Here is a 19,265-nt window from a genome sequence, read left to right as displayed (position 1 = left end):
CCTTCCGTAGCGATAGCCCGGATTCCGCGGCGCTCACAAGCGCGCCGGGCCCGCCTCGTGGCTCTTTATGGCAGGGGTGGTAACGGGCGGGGCGGTGCTGGCGCGCAGCACCAGTTCGGTCGGCAGCACGATGTCGCCCTCCGGCGCTTCGCCACCGATCATCGCCAGCAGGCACTCCGCCGCCCGACGGCCGATCGCCTCGCGCGGCTGGCGGATGGTGGAGAGGGCAGGCGTCATGTGCGAGACCAGCTCGATATCGTCGAAGCCCATGACAGACACGTCGCGCGGCACGGCGAGGCCGCGATGCTGCACCTCGCCGATGAAGCCGCAGGCCATGGCGTCGCTGGCGAGGAACACCGCCGTGGGGCGCTGCTCCGCCGGCAGAGCGAGCCAGGTTTCGCCGGCGAGGCGGCCGGAATCGAGGCTGAAATCGCCGGAAAAGACCTGCGGCGCCGGCAGGCCGCGCGCCGCCAGCGCCTGCTCGGTGCCGGCAAGGCGCGCCTCGCTCAGCACATTGCCGGGCGGGCCCGCGACATGGCCGATGCGCCGGTGGCCGAGGCCGATCAGGTGCTCCACCGCCACCCGCGCCGCCGCGCGATTGTCGATCTTCACCCGCGGCGCCTGGATGCCCGGTATCCATTCGCAGGCGAGCACCACGGGCACGCGGCGCTTCAGCCCTTCGGCGGGAAGCGAGCCATCGAGCACGATCAGCCCGTCGGCACGGCTCGGCTCGGCATAGGCCAGCAGCGCCTCCCCGCCCATGACGCAGCTGTCGGCGATGAGCAGATTATAGCCCGCCCCCGCCAACACCGCCGCCATGCCGGCGAGGATCTGCGAGAAGAACGGGTTGGAAAGGTTCGGTACCAGCGCCACCACGCCGCCGGTGCGCCGGTGACGCAAATTGCGCGCCGCGTGGTTGAGGCGGTAGCCGGTCTGGCGGATGGCTTCCTCGACGCTGCGGCGCGTCTCGGCGCTCACCACGTCGGGGTTGGAGAGCACGCGGCTGACCGTGGCGGTGGAAACGCCGGCGAGCCGCGCCACGTCCACGATCTTCGGTCTCTGGTGCTGCATGGCCACTCCATAGACGCGCTGGGCCCCCGCTGGCAATCGCCTCGCGATGCCGTTACGGAAACCCTCCTCGACCCCCCTTGCAATCGATTACAGGCCTCCGTTAGGCTGAATGCAACCGATTACAAAAACCAACGGTTGGCCGGCATGCCGGTCGGGAGGAAACCATGCGGACCATCAAGGGACCGGGCCTGTTTCTGGCCCAGTTCATCGGCACAGACGCGCCCTTCGACAGCTGGCACAACATCACCCGCTGGGCCGCCGACTGCGGCTATGCCGGCGTGCAGGTGCCGACCAACGACCCGCGCATCCTCGATCTCGACCAGGCGGCGGCCTCGCGCGACTGGTGTTCGGAATGGGCGGGAAAAGGCTCGCAGAACGGCGTCGTCGTCACCGAGCTGTCCACCCATCTGCAGGGCCAGCTCGTCGCGGTGCATCCCGCCTATGACGCCATGTTCGACGGCTTCGCCGCGCCTACCGTGCGCGGCAACCCCAAGGCGCGGCAGGAATGGGCGGTGGATCAGATGCGGAAGGCGCTCACTGCCTCCAGGCATCTCGGCCTCTCCGCCATGGTGACCTTCTCCGGCGCGCTCGCCTGGCCCTATGTCTACCCCTGGCCGCAGCGCCCCGCCGGGCTGGTGGAAGAGGCCTTCGACGAGCTGGCCCGCCGCTGGCGCCCGCTGCTCGACTATGCGGATGAGTGCGGCGTCGATCTGTGCTTCGAGATCCATCCGGGTGAAGATTTGCACGACGGCGATACGTTCGAGATGTTCCTGGAGCGGGTGGACAACCACCCGCGCGCCAAGATGCTCTACGATCCCTCGCACTATGTGCTGCAGCAGCTCGACTATCTCGACCATCTCGACATCTATGCCGAGCGCATCGGCATGTTTCACGTCAAGGACGCCGAGTTCAACCCGACCGGGCGCAAGGGCGTGTATGGCGGTTACCAGCCCTGGCTGAAGCGTGCCGGGCGCTTCCGTAGCCCGGGCGACGGGCAGGTGGATTTCGGCGCCATCTTCTCCAAGCTCGCGGCGATGGATTTCGACGGCTGGGCGGTGGTCGAGTGGGAATGCTGCCTCAAGCACCCCGAGGATGGGGCGCGCGAGGGCGCGCAATTCGTCAAGAACCACATCATCCGCGTCACCGAGAAGGCGTTTGACGACTTCGCCGCCGGTGCCACCGACCGCGCCGCCAACCGCGCCTTGCTGGGGTTGGAGCGATGAGCACCGCCTCCGCACACGCCCCGCTGAAGCTCGGCATGGTCGGCGGCGGCTCCGGCGCCTTCATCGGCGCCGTGCACCGCATCGCCGCCCGGCTCGACGGCGAATACACCCTCATCGCCGGCGCCCTCTCCTCCACGCCGGAGAAATCCCGCGCCTCCGGCGAGGCGCTCGGCCTCTCCCGCGTCTATGACGACTATCTCGCGATGGCGAAGGGCGAAGCCCGGCGCAAGGACGGCATCGAGGCGGTGGCGATCGTCACGCCCAACCACATGCATGCCGGCCCGGCGATCGAGTTCCTCAAGCGCGGCATCCACGTCATCTGCGACAAGCCGCTGACCGCGACTATGGCCGAGGCAAAGAAGCTCGCGGCAGCGGCGGCGAAGGCCGATGCCCTGTTCGTGCTGACCCATAACTACACCGGCTACCCCATGATCCGGCAGGCCCGTGCCATGGTCGCGGCGGGCGAGATCGGCCGCGTCCGCCTCGTGCAGGTGGAATATGTGCAGGACTGGCTGACCGAGGCGGCGGAGAAATCCGGCTCCAAGCAGGCGGAATGGCGCACCGACCCGGAACGCTCCGGCGCGGGCGGGGCGACGGGCGACATCGGCACCCATGCCTACAACCTCGCCTGCTTCGTCTCCGGCCTGACGCCGGAAGCCCTGGCGGCGGATCTTTCCATCTTCGTGCCGGGCCGGGCGCTCGACGACAACGCCCATGTGTTGCTGCGCTTCGAGGGCGGGGCGCGGGGCATGCTGTGGGCAAGCCAGGTGGCGCCGGGCAACGAGAACGGCCTGCGCCTGCGCGTCTATGGTGACAAGGGCGGGCTGGAATGGGCGCAGGAGGACCCGAATTATCTCTGGTTCACCCCCTTCGGCGAGCCCAAACGCCGCATCACCCGCAACGGGGCGGGGGCGGGGCCGGAGGCAGGCCGCGTCTCGCGCATCCCGCCGGGCCACCCCGAGGGCTATCTCGAAGGTTTCGCCAATATCTATGCCGAGGCAGCACGCGCCATCCGCGCGCACAAGGCCGGCGAGAAGGTGCCTGAGGGGGTGCTCTACCCGACCCTGGCGGACGGGCTGGCCGGCATGCGTTTCGTCGAGGCCTGCGTGCAGTCCTCGCGCCGCAATGCCGGCTGGGTAAGCCTATGAGTGCCGCCCCGGAGCGCGCGACCGCCCCGGTGCTCGAACTCGTCGATGTCCGCAAGAGTTTCGGCCCGATCGAAATCCTGCACGGCATCGACTTCGCGCTCCACGCCGGCGAGGTCCACGCACTGATCGGCGAGAATGGCGCCGGCAAGTCGACGATCATGAAGATCCTCGGCGGCTTCCTCGCGCCGTCCTCCGGCGCGGTGCGCCTCGACGGGGCGCCGGCGCCCTACACGACCGGCGCGCAGGCGGAAGCTTCGGGCGTGGTGGTGATCCACCAGGAGTTCAACCTCGCCCCCGACCTCACCGTCACCGAGAACATCTGGCTGGGCCGCGAGAAGGGCGGGTTGTTTCTCGACCACCGCGCCATGCGCGCGGGCACGCAGGCGCTGCTCGACGAACTCGGCAGCACGATCCGCCCGGAAGCCCGCATCCGCGACCTGCCCGTCTCCGACCGGCAGATGGTGGAGATCGCCAAAGCCCTGTCGCGTAACGCGCGGGTGCTGATCATGGACGAGCCCTCCGCCGTGCTGACGCACAGGGAGGTGGAGGTGCTGTTCCGGCAGATCGAGCGGCTGCGGGCGCAGGGCGTGGCGCTGCTCTACACCTCGCACCGGCTGGAGGAGATCACCCGGCTTGCCGACCGCGTCACCGTGCTGCGCGACGGCGCGGTGGTGCGCCGGGCGATGCGTGGCGAACTGACCGAGGACGGCATGGCCACCGCCATGGTCGGTCGCAAGCTGGAGGACATCTATCCGTCCAAGCGCCACCATGCCGGCACGGTGGCACTGGAGGTGCGCGGCTTCTGCGTGCCGCCGCTGGTGACGGACATCTCCTTCACCCTGCGGCGCGGCGAGGTGCTGGGCATTTCCGGCCTCGTCGGCTCCGGCCGCACCGAACTTGCCGAGGGGCTGGTCGGCCTGCGGCCGGCGACGGGGGAGATTTTACGCCATGGCATCCCGGTCGCCATCGGATCGGTGCGCGACGCTGCCGCCAGCGGCATCGCCTATCTCACCGAGGACCGGAAGGAACGCGGCCTGCTGCTCGACAAGAGCCTGACCGAGAACCTCACCCTCTCCACCCTCGCCCGCTTTGGCGCCCTGTTCATCGATGGCCGGCGCGAGGAGGCGGCGCTCTCCCGTGCCATCACCGAGTTCGACATCCGCGCCCCGCGCCGCGACATGAAGGTGGGCAATCTCTCCGGCGGCAACCAGCAGAAACTGCTGCTGGCCAAGACCATGCTGGGGGACCCGGAGATCGTCATCATCGACGAGCCGACACGCGGCATCGATGTCGGCACCAAGAGCCAGATCTACGCCTTCATCGACGCGCTCGCGGCCGAGGGGCGCAGCGTCATCGTCATCTCCTCCGACATGCCGGAAATCCTCGGCCTGTCCGACCGCGTGCTGGTGATGCGCCATGGACGGATCGCCGGCGAGCTGGAAGGCGCGCGGGTGACGGAGACCGATGTGGTGCGCCTCGTCATGGGCACCAATGAACAGCCGACAGGGAGCGCCTCGCATGTCTGATCTCACGCGCCCTGACCTCACGCGCTCCGATGCCCCGCGCCTGTCCCTCGCCGCACGTCTGCCGGGCCTCTCCGCGCTCGGCCCGCTGCTGGCGCTGATCCTGCTGGTGGCGCTGGGGGCGTATCTCAACGAGAATTTCCTCTCCGCCGGCAACATCACCAATGTGCTGGCCCGCTCCGCCTTCATCGGCATGATCGCGGTGGGGATGACCTTCGTCATCACCTCAGGCGGGCTCGATCTCTCGGTCGGCTCCATGGCGGCGTTCATCGCCGGGGTAATGATCCTCGGCATGAACGCGCTGCTGCCCTCGCTGGGCGTCGGCCTGCCTCTGGTGCTGGCCGGCATGGGCATCGCGCTCGGCGTCGGGCTGCTGGCGGGGCTCGGCAACGGACTATTGGTGACGAAAGCGCGGATCGAGCCCTTCATCGTCACGCTCGGCACCATGGGCATCTTCCGCTCGCTGGTGACCTGGCTCGCCGATGGCGGCACGATCAGCCTCGATTTCGGCGTTCGGCAGTTCTACCGGCCGGTCTATTATTCCGGCCTGTTCGGCATCGCCTGGCCGATCATCGTCTTCGCCATCGTGGCGGTGGCCGGGCAGATCGCCATGCGCCACACGCGCTTCGGCCGCTACTGCGAGGCCATCGGCTCCAACGACAAGGTGGCGCTCTATTCGGCGGTGAATGTCGAGCGCATCCGGCTCATGACCTATGTGCTGCTCGGCCTGCTCGTCGGCCTCGCCACCATCATGTATGTGCCCCGCCTCGGTTCGGCCTCCGGCTCCACCGGCATGCTGTGGGAACTTGAGGCGATCGCTGCCGTCATCATCGGCGGCACGGCGCTGAAGGGCGGCTATGGCCGCGTCTGGGGCACGGTGATCGGCGTGCTGATCCTCAGCCTGATCGACAACATCCTCATCCTGGCGGACCTCGTCTCCCCCTATCTCAACGGGACGATCCAGGGCGTCATCATCGTGCTCGCGGTGGTTCTCCAGCGCGGCAAATCATCATCCGCCTGAGAGCGGAGACCATGGGAGAAACGACAATGGAACGCAGGACCTTTCTCACCACCGCCGCCATCGGCGCCGCCACCGCCGCGGCAGGCGTCTCCATGCCCGCGCTCGCGCAGGGCAAGAAGGCGGTGATCGGCGTCTCGATCCCCTCCGCCACCCACGGCTTCATGGGCGGGCTGAACTGGCACGCGCAGGAAACCATCAAGCGGCTGAAGACGACCTATCCGAACCTTGAATTCGTGCTCGCCACCGCCGGCGCGGTGGGCAAGCAGGTCAACGACATCGAGGACATGGTGGCGACGCGCAACATCAACGCGCTTGTCGTACTCCCCTTCGAATCCGAGCCGCTGACTAGCCCGGTCAAGGCGGTGAAGGATGCCGGCAAATGGGTGACCGTGGTCGATCGCGGCCTCTCCCAGCCCGGCATCGAGGACCTCTATGTCGCCGGCGACAACACCGCCTTCGGCCGCGTCTCCGGCGAATATTTCAAGGCCAATCTCAAGCCCGGCGCCAAGATCGTGGTGCTGCGCGGCATTCCCACCACGCTCGACAATGAGCGGGTCGACGCCTTCCAGGCCGCCATTGCCGGCTCGGGCATCGAAATTCTCGACATGCAGCACGGCAACTGGAACCGCGACAAGGCGTTCCAGGTCATGCAGGACTACCTGTCCAAGCACAAGAAGATCGACGCCGTGTGGGCGGCGGACGACGACATGGCCATCGGCGTGATGGAGGCCATCTCCCAGGCCGGGCGGCAGAAGGAGATGTGGATCGTCGGCGGCGCCGGCATGAAGGAGATCATCAAGCGGGTGATGGACAAGGACCCGCAGATCCCGGTCGACGTCTCCTACACCCCGGCGCAGATTTCCACCGCGCTGGAAGTCACCGCGCTGCGCTTCGTTTCCAACACGCCGGTCTATGGCCGCTTCATCATTGGCTCGACGCTGATCACGGCGGAGAACGCGGCGCAGTTCTACTTCCCCGACAGCCCGTTCTGATCCATCGACGGCGGAGGGGGCCGCGCGTCCCCTCCGGCGCATGGCTCATGCTATCCTCGCGCCATGATTCCGTTTGAAGGCGACGCCCTCGCCCTCGCGCCACGCCTCATTGGGGTAACGCTGCTGGTCGACGGCGTCGGCGGCCTCATCGTCGAGACCGAGGCCTATCGGCGCGACGACCCGGCCTCGCACAGCTTCACCGGCCGCACACCGCGCAACGCGGCGATGTTCGGCCAGCCGTTCCATGCCTATGTCTACCGCTCCTACGGTCTGCACTGGTGCTTCAACATCGTTGCGGAAGGCCACGGGGCGGTGCTGATAAGGGCGCTGGCGCCGCTCGTGGGGCTGGAGCGCATGGCGGCGCGCCGGGGCGGCCCGGCCTTTCTCTGCGCGGGTCCCGGCCGGCTCACCCAGGCGCTCGCCATCACCGGCGCTCTCGACGGCGCGCCGCTCGACCTTCCGCCCTTCGACTGGCGCGAGCGCGAGGGCGTGCCCGACATCGTGACCGGGCCGCGCATCGGCATCTCCAAGGCCGTCGCCGAGCCCTGGCGGTTCGGGCTGCGCGGCTCGCCCTTCCTCAGCCGCCGCTTCCCCTGAACCCTCCCCCACATACCCGCGTCCGGTAGCCGGCTAAGCAGGAGCGTCGGCAGGCACGAATCCATGCCGCGAATGCACGCGCGCCGGCAACGAATGGCTCCCCCTGCGGTTAGTGAGGCGACGCCGGATCACTGGCCACACGCCGAGGGAGCGCAGACGCATGGCACGCAAGAGCAAGGGGGCCGCCGGTTCGGCCGCGCGGATTCACGACCAGACCCTGACGCGGGGCGCGGGCGGCGAGCTGCACCAGTTCGCGGAGGGCGACACGCAGGTGCTGACCACCGCGCAGGGCGGCCCGGTGGCGGACGACCAGAACACGCTGAAAGTGGGCCCGCGCGGCCCGGCGCTGATGGAAGACTTCCACTTTCGCGAGAAGATGTTCCATTTCGACCATGAGCGCATTCCCGAGCGCGTGGTGCATGCCCGCGGCTATGGCGCCCATGGCTATTTCGAGACCTATGAATCGCTGGCGAAATATACCCGGGCCGACCTGTTCCAGCGCCCCGGCGAGAAGACGCCCGCCTTTGTGCGCTTTTCCACCGTGGCCGGCTCCAAGGGCTCCTTCGACCTCGCCCGCGACGTGCGCGGCTTCGCGGTGAAGATTTACACGAGGGAAGGCAACTGGGACCTCGTCGGCAACAACATCCCGGTGTTCTTCATCCAGGACGCCATCAAGTTTCCCGATGTCATCCACGCGGTGAAGCCCGAGCCGGACCGCGCCTTTCCGCAGGCGCAGTCGGCGCATGACAATTTCTGGGACTTCATCTCGCTGACCCCGGAATCCATGCACATGATCATGTGGGTGATGTCGGACCGGGCGATCCCGCGCTCCTTCCGCTTCATGGAAGGCTTCGGCGTCCACACCTTCCGCCTGCTCAACGCCAAGGACGAATCCACCTTCGTCAAATTCATCTGGAAGCCCAAGCTCGGGCTGCAATCCGTGGTGTGGAACGAGGCGGTGAAGATCAACGGCGCCGACCCCGACTTTCATCGCCGCGACCTGTGGCAGGCGATCCAGTCCGGCGATTTCCCGGAATGGGAATTGTGCGTGCAGCTGTTCGACCAGGATTTCGCCGACAGCTTCGATTTCGATGTGCTCGACCCGACCAAACTGATCCCGGAAGAAATCATCAAGCCGGTGCCCGTCGGCCGGCTGGTGCTGGACCGCATGCCGGACAATTTCTTCGCCGAGACCGAGCAGGTGGCGTTCATGACGCAGAACGTGCCGCCGGGTATCGATTTTTCCAACGATCCGCTGCTGCAGGGGCGGAATTTCTCCTATCTCGACACCCAGCTGAAGCGTCTCGGCAGCCCGAACTTCACCCATATCCCGATCAACGCGCCGAAATGCCCCTTCGCGCATTTCCAGCAGGACGGGCACATGGCGATGCGCAACCCGGTGGGGCGCACCAATTACCAGCCCAATTCGCGGGGGGAGGGTCCCCGGCCCGACCCGGCGCGCGGCTTCCGCAGCTTCGCCGAGTCGATCGACGCGCCGAAGGTGCGGCTGCGGCCGGAGAGCTTCGCCGACCATTACAGCCAGGCGCGGCAGTTCTTCAACAGCCAGACCGCGCCGGAGCAGAAGCACATCGCCATGGCGCTGACCTTCGAGCTCAGCAAGGTCGAAGAGGTGGTTATCCGCGAGCGCATGGTGGCGCATCTGCTCAACATTGACGAGGCGCTCGGCGCGACGGTGGCCGACAAGCTCGGCATCGACATGCTGCCCAAGCCCGCCGATGTGGCCGTAACCCCGCGGGACGACCTGCCCGCCTCGCCCGCGCTCAGCATCATCGAGAACGGCCCGAAGAGCTTTAGGGGTCGCAAGGTGGGCGTGCTGGTGAGCAATGGCTGTGACGGCACGCTGCTGAATGCGCTTCAGGCGACCCTCGCCGCCGAAGGGGCGACGATGGAGCTGGTGGCGCCGAAAGTGGGCGGCGTCGAGACCGCCGACGGCACCAAGCTGCCCGCCCATCACATGATCGACGGCGGCCCCTCGGTGCTGTTTGACGCGGTGGCGCTGCTGCTGTCGGAGGAAGGCGCGGAACGGCTCGCCGGCGAGGCGGCAGCGCGCGACTTCGTGGCGGACGCCTTCGCCCATTGCAAGTTCATCGGCTTCACCGCCGCCGCCCTGCCGCTGATGGCCAAGGCCGGCGTCGCCCCGGACGCCGATGAAGGGCTGATCACGCTGGAGGATGCCACTTCGGTCGACGCCTTCGTTGAGAGCTGCCGTGCGCTGCGCCTGTGGGCGCGGGAAGCGGCGGTCAAGCTCTGAACGGCGGGGCCATGGCAGCGCGCGGCCTCATCCACGGTCCGCTCGGGGCGAACTGCCTGCATCTGTGCGTCGACATGCAGCGCCTGTTCGCACCGGGCTCGCCCTGGACGGTGCCGTGGCTGGAAAAAGTGTTGCCGGCGGTGGAGGCGCTGTGTGCGCATCGTCCCGAACGGACGGTGTTCACCCGCTTCGTACCGCCGCAGCGGGCGAGCGACGCGATCGGCAGCTGGGCGCGCTATTATCAGCGCTGGGAGGCCGTCACCGGCGAGGCATTGGGTCCGGAGGCGGTACGGCTGGTGCCAACGCTGGAGCGCTTCGTGCCGCCGGCGCGGATAATCGACAAGAGCGTCTATTCGCCCTGGACCGAGGGACGGCTCGACGCCTTGTTGGCCCCCGCCGGGGTCGAGGCGCTGGTCATCAGCGGCGGCGAGACGGATGTTTGCGTTCTCGCCACCGCACTCGGCGCCATCGACCGTGGCTTTCGGGTCATCCTGGCCACCGATGCGCTGTGCAGTTCGTCCGATGCCACGCATGACGCGCTGATGGAGCTCTATACACGCCGCTTCAGCCAGCAGGTGGAGGTGGTCCGCACCGAGGAGGTGCTGGCGCAGTGGCACTGAACCGTTTCCGCCGCGGGCGCCACCGATGAAGATCGCCACCTTCAACGTCAACGGCATCAATGGCCGGCTGACCGTGCTGCTGCGTTGGCTGGAGGAGGCGCGCCCGGATGTGGTGTGCCTGCAGGAACTGAAAGCGCCCGACGGCCGCTTTCCCATTCGCGCCATCGAGCAGGCCGGCTATGGCGCCATCTGGCACGGCCAGAAGAGCTGGAACGGCGTCGCCATCCTCGCCCGCGGGCGCGAGCCGATCGAGACAAGGCGCGGCCTGCCGGGCGAGGCGAAGGACATGCAGGCGCGCTATATCGAGGCCGCGGTCGAGGGCCTGCTGATCGGCTGCCTCTATCTGCCGAATGGCAATCCCGCGCCGGGTCCAAAATTCGACTACAAGCGGAACTGGTTCGCGCGGTTGCTGGCGCATGCGGCGGAGTTGCGGGCGCTCGACGTGCCTGTCGTGCTCGCCGGCGACTACAATGTGATGCCGACCGAACTCGACGTGTACAAGCCGGAGCGCTGGGTGGATGACGCGCTGTTCCGGCCGGAGGTGCGCGAGGCCTTCCACACCCTCACCGCACAGGGTTGGACCGACGCGCTACGCGCGCTGCATCCCGGTGAACGCCTCTACACCTTCTGGGACTATTTCCGCCGCGCCTTCGAGCGCGATGCCGGGCTGCGGCTCGACCACCTGCTGCTGAGCCCGGCGCTCGCGCCGCGCCTCACCGCCGCCGGGGTCGACCGTGCCGTGCGCGGCTGGGACAAGGCGAGCGACCACGCCCCGGCCTGGATCGAGCTCGCTCCCGCGCGCCCGGCGCGGCGGCGCAAGAGCGCCGGCTAGCTATTTCAGCCCGTCGAGATGGCTGCGTATATGCGCGGCTTCGGCCGGCGTAGTGGCGAGGCTGATCGCGGTCATGAACCCTTCACGCGCCTCCCTTGTGCGGCCGAGCTGCATCAGCAGCGCGCCGCGCAGGCCGTGATAATGGAAGTAGCCGGAAAGCCGCTCGCCCAAAGGCTCCACCATGCCGAGCGCGGCTTCCGGGCCGCGCAGTTTGGAAATCGCCACTGCACGGTTCAACGTTACCACGGGCGAGGGGGTCAGGATTTCCAGCGTGCCGTAGAGCAGGTCGATCTGCGCCCAGTCGGTCTCTTCAGGAGTGGAGGCGCGCGCATGCAACGCGGCGATGGCCGCCTGCACCTGATAGGCGCCGGGCCGACGGTGGCGCATCGCCTTGTCGAGCAATGCCAGCCCTTCAGCAATGAACGCGCGATTCCACAGGGCGCGATCCTGGTGCTCCAGCAGGATCACCGTGCCGTCGGCGGCAAAGCGGGCCGGGGCGCGGGCGTGCTGCAGCAACATCAGCGCAGCAAGGCCCATGATTTCCGGCTCGGCCGGAAACAGCCGCAGCAGCAGCCGGGCGAGGCGGATCGCTTCCTCACACAGGGGCGCGCGGGCGGCGGTCTGGTCGCCGGCGGCGGAATAACCCTCGTTGAAGACGAGATAGAGCATGGCGGCGACGGCGCCGAGCCGCTCCGCCCGCTCCACCGGGCCGGGCGGCTCGAACGGTACGCCGCCCTCCCCCGCCTGCGCACGGGCGATGCGCGCCTTGGCGCGGGTGACGCGCTGCTCCATCGCCGTCTCGCTCACCAGGAAGGCGCGGGCGATCTGGCCGACGGAGAGGCCGGAGACGATGCGCAGGGCGAGCGCGATCTGCTGCGTCGCCGGCAGCTCCGGGTGGCAGCAGATGAACAGCAGGCGCAGCACGTCGTCGCGGTAATGCGCACCGTCCATCTGTGCCGCGACCGCCGCCTCGGCATCGTCCGTATCGGAAAAGGCGTCTTCCGGCGGCAGCGCCACCTGCCTCGCCCGGCGCCGCACGCTGTCGAGCGCGACATTGCGGCCGACGAAGATGAGCCAGGCGGCCGGATCGCGCGGCGGGCCGTTTTGCGGCCAGCTCTTCAGCGCCCGCAGGCACGCCTCCTGAAACGCCTCTTCGGCGAGATCGAGGTCGCGGAAATAGCGCAGCAGTGCCGCGACCGTCTGCGGGCGCGCCGCCGTGAGCACTGGGCCGAAGGCGCGCGCCTCCTCGCTCATGGCCGCGCGCCGCCATCAAGGAACAGGCCGATCGGGCGCACCTCATAGCAGCCGCCTGGATTGGCCACGCCGAGCTCGCGGGCGATGCCGAGCGCCTCTTCGAGATCGGCGCAGTCCAGGATGTAGAAGCCGAGCAATTGCTCCTTGGTCTCGGCGAAGGGGCCATCGAGCACCAAAGGCGGGTCCTGGTCCTTGCGCAGGGTGGTGGCCGCCGTAGTCGGCAGCAGCCGCGCGGCGGGGCCGAGCTTGCCGTCCCGGATAAGCCGTTCCTGCACCACGGCGAGCTTCCGCATCACCGCGTCGTCCTCTTCCCTCGTCCAGGCGCAGACGACGTCTTCCTGATGGTAACAGAGCAAAGCATAGAACATGGGCGTCCTCTCAGGTGGGCGTCAGCCGCCGCTGATCGCGGTGATGACGAAGACATCGGCGCCGGGGGCGAGCGGGGTGGAAAGCCGCGCCCGCCTTCCGTCGACGAAGACGTTGATGTGGCGCCGGATCGCCGGTGTCTCGTCGCAGAGCCGCTCGCGCATGCCGGGCCACAGCGCGTCGAGGCGGTCGGCGAGTTCGGAAACGCTGGCGGCCGTTACCGCGACCTGCCGCTCCGCCCCGGGAAACAGCACGATGAGATGCGGCGGCAGGCGCACCCGCACAGGCGCCGGCATGTCGGCCGGCCGCTCCCCCGCCATCGGCCTCACCGCTCCCACACCAGCGTTTCGACCGAGGTAATGGTCGGCAGATGCGGGGCAATGCAGTCCCAGCTTTCGCCCTCATCGGCGCTGGCATAGAGCCCGCCGGCATTGCTGCCGAAATAGACGCCGGCGGGTTCCAGCGTGTCGGTGGCCATCGCCTGGCGCAGCACGTTGAAATAGGCACCGCCCTGCGGAAGGCCAGCGCGCTGCGCCCGCCAGCTGGCGCCCGCGTCTCCCGTGCGCCAGACGGCGGCGTTGCCTTCCGGCATGAAGCGGCCCTTGATGTCGCCGTTCAGCGGGATGAGGTAGAGCCCGTCCGGGTCACGCGGATGCACGGCGGCCGGAAAGCCGAAGGAAGAGGGCAGGCCCTTCTCGATGCTCTCCCAGCTGCGACCGCCATCGTCCGAGCGGTACATGCCGCAATGGTTCTGCTGGTAGAGCCGCCCGCGCCCGCCCGGAGCCATGACGAGGCAATGCACGCACTGGCCGAATTGGGGATAGTTCTGCCCCTCCGGCATGAAGTCGGCGCGGGTGCCACGATTGCGGGTCTCCCAGGTGAGCCCGCCATCCTCGCTGGCGAACACGCCGGCGGCGGAAATGCCGACCCAGATTTTGTTCGAGTCGGCAGGATCCAGCACCAGCGAGTGCAGGATCAGCCCGGCGCCGCCGGGGTGCCATTCCGGCCGGGTGGGGTGTTTCTGCAGCCCGTCAAGATGGGTCCAGCTGACCCCGCCATCGGTGCTGCGGAACAGCCCCGCCGGCTCGACACCGGCATAGAGCGTGCCATCGCCCGCCACCGCGAGGCTCCACACGGACTTCACCGGGTCCTGCCCAGCTTCATAGGCGAGGCCCTGGCTCGAATGCGTCCAGCTGACGCCAAAATCGGTCGATTTCCACACCGCCGGCCCAAACCATTCATTGCCGCCGCCGGCATAGAGCGTGCCGCTGGCGGGATCGGCGACCACATGGTTGGTCGGCCATGTCTCGCAGAACGGGCCGCGCAACTGCCAGAAGCGGCGCGCCGCGTCGCTTTCCGCGAGAAAGGCGCCCTTGCGGGTGCCGACGAGAACGAGAACCTGTTGAGCCATCGCGCCCTCCCTTAATTCGTCGCCACCACGACCATCCAGGACACGCCGAAACGGTCGGTGAGCGTGCCGAAGGCCGGAGCGAAGAAGGTGGGGCCGAGCGGCATCGTCACCGTGCCGCCCTCGGCCAGCGCGGCGAAGCGCTGCTCCGCTTCCTGCGGCGAGCCGACGGAAAGGGCGAGCGAAATGCCGGCGAAGCCCGCATCACCCGATTGGCAGCCATCGGAGGCCATCAGCTCGGCGTCACCGATACGGAAACTGGAGTGCATCACCTTGTCGTCCCAGCCGTCCGGCACCATGCCGGGCGGCGGCGGCTCGGGTGCCTCGCCAAAGCGCATCAGCGCCGTCACCTCCGCCCCGACCGCCTGCGTGTAGAATGCCAGCGCTTCTTCGGTCCGGCCATTGAACATCAGATAGGCCTGCACGTTCATCGCGGTTCTCCCTCTGGTCGCCTCGATCCCGCAAGGACGAAAAGCGAGGCGCAGAACCGACAGGGGGCGGAAAGTTTTTTCGCGGCCCTGTCGGCAGGGGGCCGGGTCGCACGTCCTTGGGGCAGCACCGGCACATCAGGAGGCTCAAGCGCCATGCCCAGCACGATACGCCTGCACCGCGTCCTCGCAACCCGCCCGGAGAAGGTCTATCGCGCCTTCATCGAGGCGGATGCGCTGGCGAAGTGGATTCCACCGCACGGATTTACCTGCACCGTGCACCATCTCGAGGCCCGGGTGGGCGGTTCGTTTCGCATGTCCTTCCGCAACTTCACTACTGGCGAGAGCCATTCCTTCGGCGGCGCCTATCAGGAGCTGACCCCCGGCAGCCGCCTGCGCTACACCGACCGCTTCGACGACCCCGCCTTGCCCGGCGAGATCGTGGTGAGCGTGAACTTGCGCGAGGTGTCGCTCGGCACCGAACTGGAGATCGTGCAGGCGGGCATACCCGACGCCATACCGCCCGAAGCCTGCTATCTCGGCTGGCAGCAATCTCTGGAAAATCTGGCCCGGCTGGTTGAGCCGGAGATCGCGGGATAGCGGCGCCTACCAGCGCGCCACGCGCGGGGCGAGGATCGCCCCCGCCACCGCCAGCCCGGCAATGGCAAGACTGTACCAGGTGGCGACGAAGAGCGGGGAATCGTCGGGGCAATGCGCGGCGTAGAACGCCGCCGCCAGTCCGCCGGCCAGAAGCCCCGCCACCGCGCCCGCGAGCGCCGGCCGGGCGGGGGCGCCATGGCGCAGCACGGCAAGGAAGACGACGAGCGGCGCCGCGCCGATCAGCGGAATGAAGGTGAGGCAGGTTCTCGCATTGATGCCGACCAGCCTTGCCCACCAGTCGGCGGCGGGGACAGCGAGCAGTTCCAGGCCCACGCCGGCGAGCAGCAGCGCCGGCCCGGCGAGTAGCCAGCCAAGCGGGGCGTACGCCTCCGCCCCCGGCCGCACCAGCCGCCGCAGCAGAAGGAAGGCGCTGCCGGCCAGCGCCAGCGTCACCACAAATTTGAACAGGAAGCGCAGCGTTTCCAGCGCGGCCACGGCATCGGGACGCGGGCCCAGAGCGAGCGTGAACACCACCCCCGCCGCGACGACGGCCAGGACCAGCGCCACACGCCAGGCGGTGCGCAGCGGCAGGGCGCGGCGGCCCGTATCGGCCGCCATGGCGCGGATGAGGTTCTGCGTATCCATGTCACTCACGTCCAAAGCGCCGCGCGATGGCGGCGAGGCCCCGGTGCAGCGCCACCCGCACCGCGCTTTCCGTCATGTCCAGCGTGCGCGCCGTCTCTTCGACCGAGCGGCCCTCGACCGAAATCGCCGCCACCACCGAACGCTGGCCGGGTGACAGCCCTTCCAGCGCCCGGCCGATGTCGCGCGCGCTCACCGCTTCGACCTCCGGCTGGGGAACCGTCTCGGCGATGTCGTCCAATTCGACCTCCACCCGCCGGCCGCGCCGGCGGAAGGCGTCGATCAGCTTGAAGCGGGCAATGGCATAGACCCATGGCAGCACGGGGGCTTCCGGCAGCCATGTATGCCGCTTCAAGTGGATCGCCAGCAGCACCTCCTGCACCACATCCTCCGGGTCCACCCCGCCATGGCTGATCTTGCTGCGCGCATAGGCGCGGACAAGACCGGCGACACGGTCAAGAAACAGCGCATAGCTGCGCGCATCACCGGCGATGGCTGCCCGGAGCAGATCGGCAAGTTCGCGCTCGTTCCGGCCGCTCAACGTCGGCTTCTCCTGTTCGCACGCCCGAGGCGACTTGTTACGGGAGGGCGCAAAGAGCGGCCAAGAGCCGCCGCGCACCGATCACGAATTCGTGTCAGGCAGCAACGTAACACCTTCCCTGCGGCGGTCGAATGGACAATCGCACGGCCGAGCTGGGCCGCGCCATGCCACAGGAGACGACCCATGAACCGCTCGACCCTCGCTCTCGCCCTTGCCGGCTCGCTCACCGCGGCTCTTGCCGGCGCCGCCTTTGCCGCGCCGCTGGCGCCGGAAAAGATGGCCGGCAATGAGAAGTGCTACGGCATCGCCCTGAAGGGGCAGAATGACTGCGCCGCCGGCCCCGGCACCAGCTGCGCCGGCACCTCGACCATGGACTACCAGGGCAATGCCTGGAAGGCGGTACCCAAGGGCACCTGCGTGACCATGAAGGGTGGCAGCCATATGGGCTCGCTGACCCCGATCAAGAGCTGAGCCGGCTCAAGGAGGCCCCTCACCGGGCCTCCTCCCCTTCCGGCCGCCGGATCAAGCTCCTTGTGTGACGCGAGATGTCCCATGCCTCTCACTCTCGACCGCCTGCCGCCCCGCGCCGGGCTCGGCCTCAAACCCGAGCATTACCGTGATGTGCTGGAATCCCGGCCCGATATCGGCTTCTTCGAGGTCCACGCCGAGAACTACATGGGCGCGGGCGGGCCGCCACATGCCTATCTCGAAGCGGTGGCCGCCCTCTACCCGCTGTCGCTGCACGGTGTCGGCCTGTCCATCGGCGGGGCGGGACCGCTCGACACCGCGCATCTGCGCCGGCTGCGGGCGCTGATCGACCGCTACCGGCCGCAGAGCTTCTCCGAGCATCTCGCCTGGTCGACCCACGACACCGGCTTTCTCAATGACCTCCTGCCCCTGCCCTACACACCGGAGACGCTGGCGCGGGTGAGTGCGCATGTCGAGGAGACGCAGCAGGCGATCGGGCGGCAGCTTCTGCTGGAGAATCCCTCCACCTATCTCGTCTTCGCGGAGAGCACGATCGATGAGATTGATTTTCTCGAGGCGGTCGCCTCCCGCACCGGCTGCGGCCTGCTGCTCGACGTGAACAATGTCATGGTGTCCTGCGTCAATCACCGGCTGGACCCGCATCTCTATATCGACCGCTTTCCGGTCGGGCGCGTGGGTGAAATCCACCTCGCCGGCTATGACGAGACGACGGACGGCGCCGGCGACCGGCTGCTGATCGACGCCCATGGCTCACCGGTCCGCACCGATGTGATGGCGCTCTACGACCATGCGCTCTCCCGGACCGGCCCGGTACCGACCCTGATCGAATGGGACAATGACGTGCCGGACTTCGCCACCCTCCACGCCGAAGCGATGCGGGTAGACGCGCGGATCGCGGCCGAGGCGGCGCGACGCGCCCCGCTGCGGCGGGCGGGGTGAGCCATGGACAGCGCCACCCGCCAACACGGCTTCGCACAGGCCCTTCTCCATCCCGGCGCCCTGGTGCCGCCCGGCCTCACCGGCACGCGCGGTACGGCGGATGCCGCCCGCTTCGCCGTCTATCGCAACAATGTCCATGTCGGACTGACGCGGGCGCTGGCGCAGCGCTTCACTGTTACCGAGCGGCTGGTGGGGGCGGAATTCTTCGCCGGCATGGCCCGCGTCTATGTCGGTGAATGCAAGCCCTCCTCGCCGTTGCTCATGCACTATGGCGACGATTTTCCCGATTTCATAGCCGGCTTCGCGCCGGCCGCGGCCCTGCCCTATCTCGCCGATGTCGCCCGGCTCGAGGCGGCGTGGACGCGGGCCTATCACGCCGCCGACGCGGCACCGCTGGCGCTCCAGCGGCTCGCCGCCCTGGCGCCGGAGGAGATGGCGGGCCTCACCCTGCGTGCGCACCCTTCCGCGACAGTGCTGCGCTCCGCCCATCCCGTCGGGGCGATCTGGGCGGCGCATCAGGGCGCCACAGTCACGCCGGTCGAAAGCTGGAACGCGGAAACGGTGCTGGTGGTGCGGCCGGGCATGGCGGTGAGCGTGCATGTCCTGCCGCCCTGCGACGAGCCTTTCGCCGCGTGCCTCTTCGCCGGTCACGCGCTGGGCGCGGCGACGGAGGCGGCGCTTGCCGCCGACCCCGGCTTTGATTTCGGCACCGCGCTCGTCGGCCTTCTCACACTTGGTGCCTTCACCGACATGCAACAGGGAGACGTGCCATGACGTTCGACATCGGGGACGCGGCGCGCGGACGGCAGCCGCATCGGCCTCTTTCGCTCCTGACCCCGATCGCCGGGGCGGAGGCGCTGCTGGCGGCGATCCCGCCGGCTTTGCCGCTGCTCGCGCTGCGCGTCGCGCTGGCGGTGCCGTTCTTCCTGTCGGGCCTCACCAAATGGGACGGCTTCCTCACCCTCTCGGCCGGGGCGCATTTCCTGTTCGAGGAGGAGTTCCGGCTGCACCTGTTCGGCGCCACCTATCCCTATCCCTTTCCCACGCTGATGGCGGCGGCGGCGGGGACGGGCGAGATCGTCCTGCCGCTACTACTCCTGCTCGGCCTCGCCACCCGCTTTGCCGCGCTCGGCCTGCTGGTCATGACGGCCATCATCCAGCTCACCATTCCCGAGGGCTGGGCGAATTTTCACCTGCCCTGGGCGGCCATGGCCTTCGCGCTGGTGGCGTTCGGCGGCGGCCCGCTGGGGCTGGACGGGCTGTGGCGGCGGCTCTTTCCCGCACCACAGCCCTGAACCG

General features: G+C 68.5%; 22 protein-coding genes. 14 read left to right on the top strand and 8 right to left on the bottom strand.

What is annotated here, in order from left to right:
- Nucleotides 1–33: 33 nt before the first annotated feature.
- Entirely contained in the window at nt 34–1,071 is a 1,038-nt protein-coding gene (locus K9D25_RS06700; RefSeq protein ID WP_244450083.1) for a LacI family DNA-binding transcriptional regulator, read from the bottom strand.
- Nucleotides 1,072–1,235: 164 nt separating this feature from the next.
- Between K9D25_RS06700 and K9D25_RS06695 the strand changes: the two genes are divergently transcribed.
- From K9D25_RS06695 to xth, 9 genes are all read left to right on the top strand, one after another.
- The gene (locus K9D25_RS06695) at nt 1,236–2,294 is read left to right on the top strand and encodes a sugar phosphate isomerase/epimerase family protein (RefSeq protein ID WP_244450082.1); all 1,059 of its coding nucleotides are present in this window, start codon (nt 1,236–1,238) and stop codon (nt 2,292–2,294) included.
- Nucleotides 2,291–3,442: a Gfo/Idh/MocA family protein gene (locus tag K9D25_RS06690; RefSeq protein WP_244450081.1), complete on the top strand. Its 1,152-nt coding sequence runs from the start codon at nt 2,291–2,293 to the stop codon at nt 3,440–3,442. Before K9D25_RS06695 ends, K9D25_RS06690 begins: the two co-directional genes overlap by 4 nt.
- The gene (locus K9D25_RS06685; protein ID WP_244450080.1) at nt 3,439–4,968 is read left to right on the top strand and encodes a sugar ABC transporter ATP-binding protein; all 1,530 of its coding nucleotides are present in this window, start codon (nt 3,439–3,441) and stop codon (nt 4,966–4,968) included. The genes K9D25_RS06690 and K9D25_RS06685 overlap by 4 nt, the downstream gene beginning before the upstream one ends.
- A complete protein-coding gene (locus tag K9D25_RS06680) occupies nt 4,961–5,986 on the top strand; it encodes an ABC transporter permease (protein ID WP_244450079.1) in 1,026 nt (341 codons plus the stop codon). Before K9D25_RS06685 ends, K9D25_RS06680 begins: the two co-directional genes overlap by 8 nt.
- Before the next feature lie 26 nt (nt 5,987–6,012).
- The gene (locus K9D25_RS06675; RefSeq protein WP_244450078.1) at nt 6,013–6,978 is read left to right on the top strand and encodes an ABC transporter substrate-binding protein; all 966 of its coding nucleotides are present in this window, start codon (nt 6,013–6,015) and stop codon (nt 6,976–6,978) included.
- A 63-nt stretch (nt 6,979–7,041) separates the two neighbouring features.
- Entirely contained in the window at nt 7,042–7,575 is a 534-nt protein-coding gene (locus K9D25_RS06670; RefSeq protein ID WP_244450077.1) for a DNA-3-methyladenine glycosylase, read from the top strand.
- Between the two features lie 160 nt (nt 7,576–7,735).
- Nucleotides 7,736–9,847 carry a catalase gene (locus tag K9D25_RS06665; protein WP_244450076.1) on the top strand — a complete coding sequence of 704 codons (2,112 nt, stop codon included), beginning with the start codon at nt 7,736–7,738 and terminating at the stop codon, nt 9,845–9,847.
- 11 nt (nt 9,848–9,858) lie between these two features.
- A complete protein-coding gene (locus tag K9D25_RS06660; RefSeq protein ID WP_244450075.1) occupies nt 9,859–10,467 on the top strand; it encodes a cysteine hydrolase family protein in 609 nt (202 codons plus the stop codon).
- A 25-nt stretch (nt 10,468–10,492) separates the two neighbouring features.
- Nucleotides 10,493–11,299, top strand: a complete 807-nt coding sequence (xth, locus tag K9D25_RS06655) for an exodeoxyribonuclease III (protein ID WP_244450074.1) — start codon at nt 10,493–10,495, stop codon at nt 11,297–11,299.
- Here xth and K9D25_RS06650 read toward each other — a convergent pair whose 3' ends face one another.
- The 5 genes from K9D25_RS06650 to K9D25_RS06630 are packed head-to-tail and all read right to left on the bottom strand — an operon-like array spanning nt 11,300 to nt 14,758.
- Nucleotides 11,300–12,553 (bottom strand): RNA polymerase sigma factor, encoded by a 1,254-nt coding sequence (locus K9D25_RS06650; RefSeq protein WP_244450073.1) that lies wholly within the window; start codon nt 12,551–12,553, stop codon nt 11,300–11,302.
- A complete protein-coding gene (locus K9D25_RS06645) occupies nt 12,550–12,921 on the bottom strand; it encodes a YciI family protein (protein WP_244450072.1) in 372 nt (123 codons plus the stop codon). The genes K9D25_RS06650 and K9D25_RS06645 overlap by 4 nt, the downstream gene beginning before the upstream one ends.
- A 21-nt stretch (nt 12,922–12,942) precedes the next feature.
- Complete coding sequence (locus K9D25_RS06640; protein ID WP_244450071.1) at nt 12,943–13,215, bottom strand: MoaD/ThiS family protein; 273 nt, start codon at nt 13,213–13,215, stop codon at nt 12,943–12,945.
- Nucleotides 13,216–13,244: 29 nt separating this feature from the next.
- Nucleotides 13,245–14,330, bottom strand: coding sequence for a WD40/YVTN/BNR-like repeat-containing protein (locus K9D25_RS06635; protein ID WP_244450070.1), 1,086 nt, complete (start codon nt 14,328–14,330; stop codon nt 13,245–13,247).
- 11 nt (nt 14,331–14,341) lie between these two features.
- The gene (locus K9D25_RS06630) at nt 14,342–14,758 is read right to left on the bottom strand and encodes a VOC family protein (RefSeq protein WP_244450069.1); all 417 of its coding nucleotides are present in this window, start codon (nt 14,756–14,758) and stop codon (nt 14,342–14,344) included.
- 153 nt (nt 14,759–14,911) lie between these two features.
- On the opposite strand from K9D25_RS06630, the gene K9D25_RS06625 reads away from it, so the two are divergent.
- On the top strand, nt 14,912–15,355 hold the full coding sequence (locus tag K9D25_RS06625) for an SRPBCC family protein (protein ID WP_244450068.1): 444 nt from the start codon (nt 14,912–14,914) through the stop codon (nt 15,353–15,355).
- A gap of 6 nt (nt 15,356–15,361) precedes the next feature.
- On the opposite strand, the gene K9D25_RS06620 is transcribed toward K9D25_RS06625, so the two are convergent.
- Nucleotides 15,362–16,000, bottom strand: a complete 639-nt coding sequence (locus K9D25_RS06620; RefSeq protein ID WP_244450067.1) for an NrsF family protein — start codon at nt 15,998–16,000, stop codon at nt 15,362–15,364.
- Nucleotide 16,001: 1 nt separating this feature from the next.
- On the bottom strand, nt 16,002–16,538 hold the full coding sequence (locus K9D25_RS06615) for a sigma-70 family RNA polymerase sigma factor (RefSeq protein WP_244450066.1): 537 nt from the start codon (nt 16,536–16,538) through the stop codon (nt 16,002–16,004).
- 183 nt (nt 16,539–16,721) lie between these two features.
- Between K9D25_RS06615 and K9D25_RS06610 the strand changes: the two genes are divergently transcribed.
- The 4 genes from K9D25_RS06610 to K9D25_RS06595 all read left to right on the top strand — a co-directional run bounded on the left by K9D25_RS06610 (nt 16,722) and on the right by K9D25_RS06595 (nt 19,261).
- Nucleotides 16,722–17,009, top strand: coding sequence for a BufA1 family periplasmic bufferin-type metallophore (locus tag K9D25_RS06610; RefSeq protein WP_244450065.1), 288 nt, complete (start codon nt 16,722–16,724; stop codon nt 17,007–17,009).
- Nucleotides 17,010–17,090: 81 nt separating this feature from the next.
- Nucleotides 17,091–17,966, top strand: a complete 876-nt coding sequence (gene bufB, locus K9D25_RS06605; RefSeq protein ID WP_244450064.1) for an MNIO family bufferin maturase — start codon at nt 17,091–17,093, stop codon at nt 17,964–17,966.
- Between the two features lie 3 nt (nt 17,967–17,969).
- Nucleotides 17,970–18,740, top strand: a complete 771-nt coding sequence (locus K9D25_RS06600; protein ID WP_244450063.1) for an HvfC/BufC N-terminal domain-containing protein — start codon at nt 17,970–17,972, stop codon at nt 18,738–18,740.
- Nucleotides 18,737–19,261, top strand: coding sequence for a DoxX family protein (locus tag K9D25_RS06595; RefSeq protein WP_244450062.1), 525 nt, complete (start codon nt 18,737–18,739; stop codon nt 19,259–19,261). Before K9D25_RS06600 ends, K9D25_RS06595 begins: the two co-directional genes overlap by 4 nt.
- The last annotated feature ends 4 nt before the right edge of the window (nt 19,262–19,265 follow it).

It is taken from the genome of Ancylobacter polymorphus (genome assembly GCF_022836935.1).
Lineage (GTDB): Bacteria > Pseudomonadota > Alphaproteobacteria > Rhizobiales > Xanthobacteraceae > Ancylobacter > Ancylobacter polymorphus_A.
The sequence above is the reverse complement of the archived record's forward strand: the minus strand, read 5'-3'. Positions and strand labels throughout refer to the sequence as shown.

What these genes read in the sequence shown, in the direction of transcription:
- K9D25_RS06700 (WP_244450083.1), bottom strand. Translation starts at nt 1,071, where the DNA reads ATGCAGCACCAGAGACCGAAGATCGTGGACGTGGCGCGGCTCGCCGGC.
- K9D25_RS06695 (WP_244450082.1), top strand. Translation starts at nt 1,236, where the DNA reads ATGCGGACCATCAAGGGACCGGGCCTGTTTCTGGCCCAGTTCATCGGC.
- K9D25_RS06690 (WP_244450081.1), top strand. Translation starts at nt 2,291, where the DNA reads ATGAGCACCGCCTCCGCACACGCCCCGCTGAAGCTCGGCATGGTCGGC.
- K9D25_RS06685 (WP_244450080.1), top strand. Translation starts at nt 3,439, where the DNA reads ATGAGTGCCGCCCCGGAGCGCGCGACCGCCCCGGTGCTCGAACTCGTC.
- K9D25_RS06680 (WP_244450079.1), top strand. Translation starts at nt 4,961, where the DNA reads ATGTCTGATCTCACGCGCCCTGACCTCACGCGCTCCGATGCCCCGCGC.
- K9D25_RS06675 (WP_244450078.1), top strand. Translation starts at nt 6,013, where the DNA reads ATGGAACGCAGGACCTTTCTCACCACCGCCGCCATCGGCGCCGCCACC.
- K9D25_RS06670 (WP_244450077.1), top strand. Translation starts at nt 7,042, where the DNA reads ATGATTCCGTTTGAAGGCGACGCCCTCGCCCTCGCGCCACGCCTCATT.
- K9D25_RS06665 (WP_244450076.1), top strand. Translation starts at nt 7,736, where the DNA reads ATGGCACGCAAGAGCAAGGGGGCCGCCGGTTCGGCCGCGCGGATTCAC.
- K9D25_RS06660 (WP_244450075.1), top strand. Translation starts at nt 9,859, where the DNA reads ATGGCAGCGCGCGGCCTCATCCACGGTCCGCTCGGGGCGAACTGCCTG.
- xth (WP_244450074.1), top strand. Translation starts at nt 10,493, where the DNA reads ATGAAGATCGCCACCTTCAACGTCAACGGCATCAATGGCCGGCTGACC.
- K9D25_RS06650 (WP_244450073.1), bottom strand. Translation starts at nt 12,553, where the DNA reads ATGAGCGAGGAGGCGCGCGCCTTCGGCCCAGTGCTCACGGCGGCGCGC.
- K9D25_RS06645 (WP_244450072.1), bottom strand. Translation starts at nt 12,921, where the DNA reads ATGTTCTATGCTTTGCTCTGTTACCATCAGGAAGACGTCGTCTGCGCC.
- K9D25_RS06640 (WP_244450071.1), bottom strand. Translation starts at nt 13,215, where the DNA reads ATGCCGGCGCCTGTGCGGGTGCGCCTGCCGCCGCATCTCATCGTGCTG.
- K9D25_RS06635 (WP_244450070.1), bottom strand. Translation starts at nt 14,330, where the DNA reads ATGGCTCAACAGGTTCTCGTTCTCGTCGGCACCCGCAAGGGCGCCTTT.
- K9D25_RS06630 (WP_244450069.1), bottom strand. Translation starts at nt 14,758, where the DNA reads ATGAACGTGCAGGCCTATCTGATGTTCAATGGCCGGACCGAAGAAGCG.
- K9D25_RS06625 (WP_244450068.1), top strand. Translation starts at nt 14,912, where the DNA reads ATGCCCAGCACGATACGCCTGCACCGCGTCCTCGCAACCCGCCCGGAG.
- K9D25_RS06620 (WP_244450067.1), bottom strand. Translation starts at nt 16,000, where the DNA reads ATGGATACGCAGAACCTCATCCGCGCCATGGCGGCCGATACGGGCCGC.
- K9D25_RS06610 (WP_244450065.1), top strand. Translation starts at nt 16,722, where the DNA reads ATGAACCGCTCGACCCTCGCTCTCGCCCTTGCCGGCTCGCTCACCGCG.
- bufB (WP_244450064.1), top strand. Translation starts at nt 17,091, where the DNA reads ATGCCTCTCACTCTCGACCGCCTGCCGCCCCGCGCCGGGCTCGGCCTC.
- K9D25_RS06600 (WP_244450063.1), top strand. Translation starts at nt 17,970, where the DNA reads ATGGACAGCGCCACCCGCCAACACGGCTTCGCACAGGCCCTTCTCCAT.
- K9D25_RS06595 (WP_244450062.1), top strand. Translation starts at nt 18,737, where the DNA reads ATGACGTTCGACATCGGGGACGCGGCGCGCGGACGGCAGCCGCATCGG.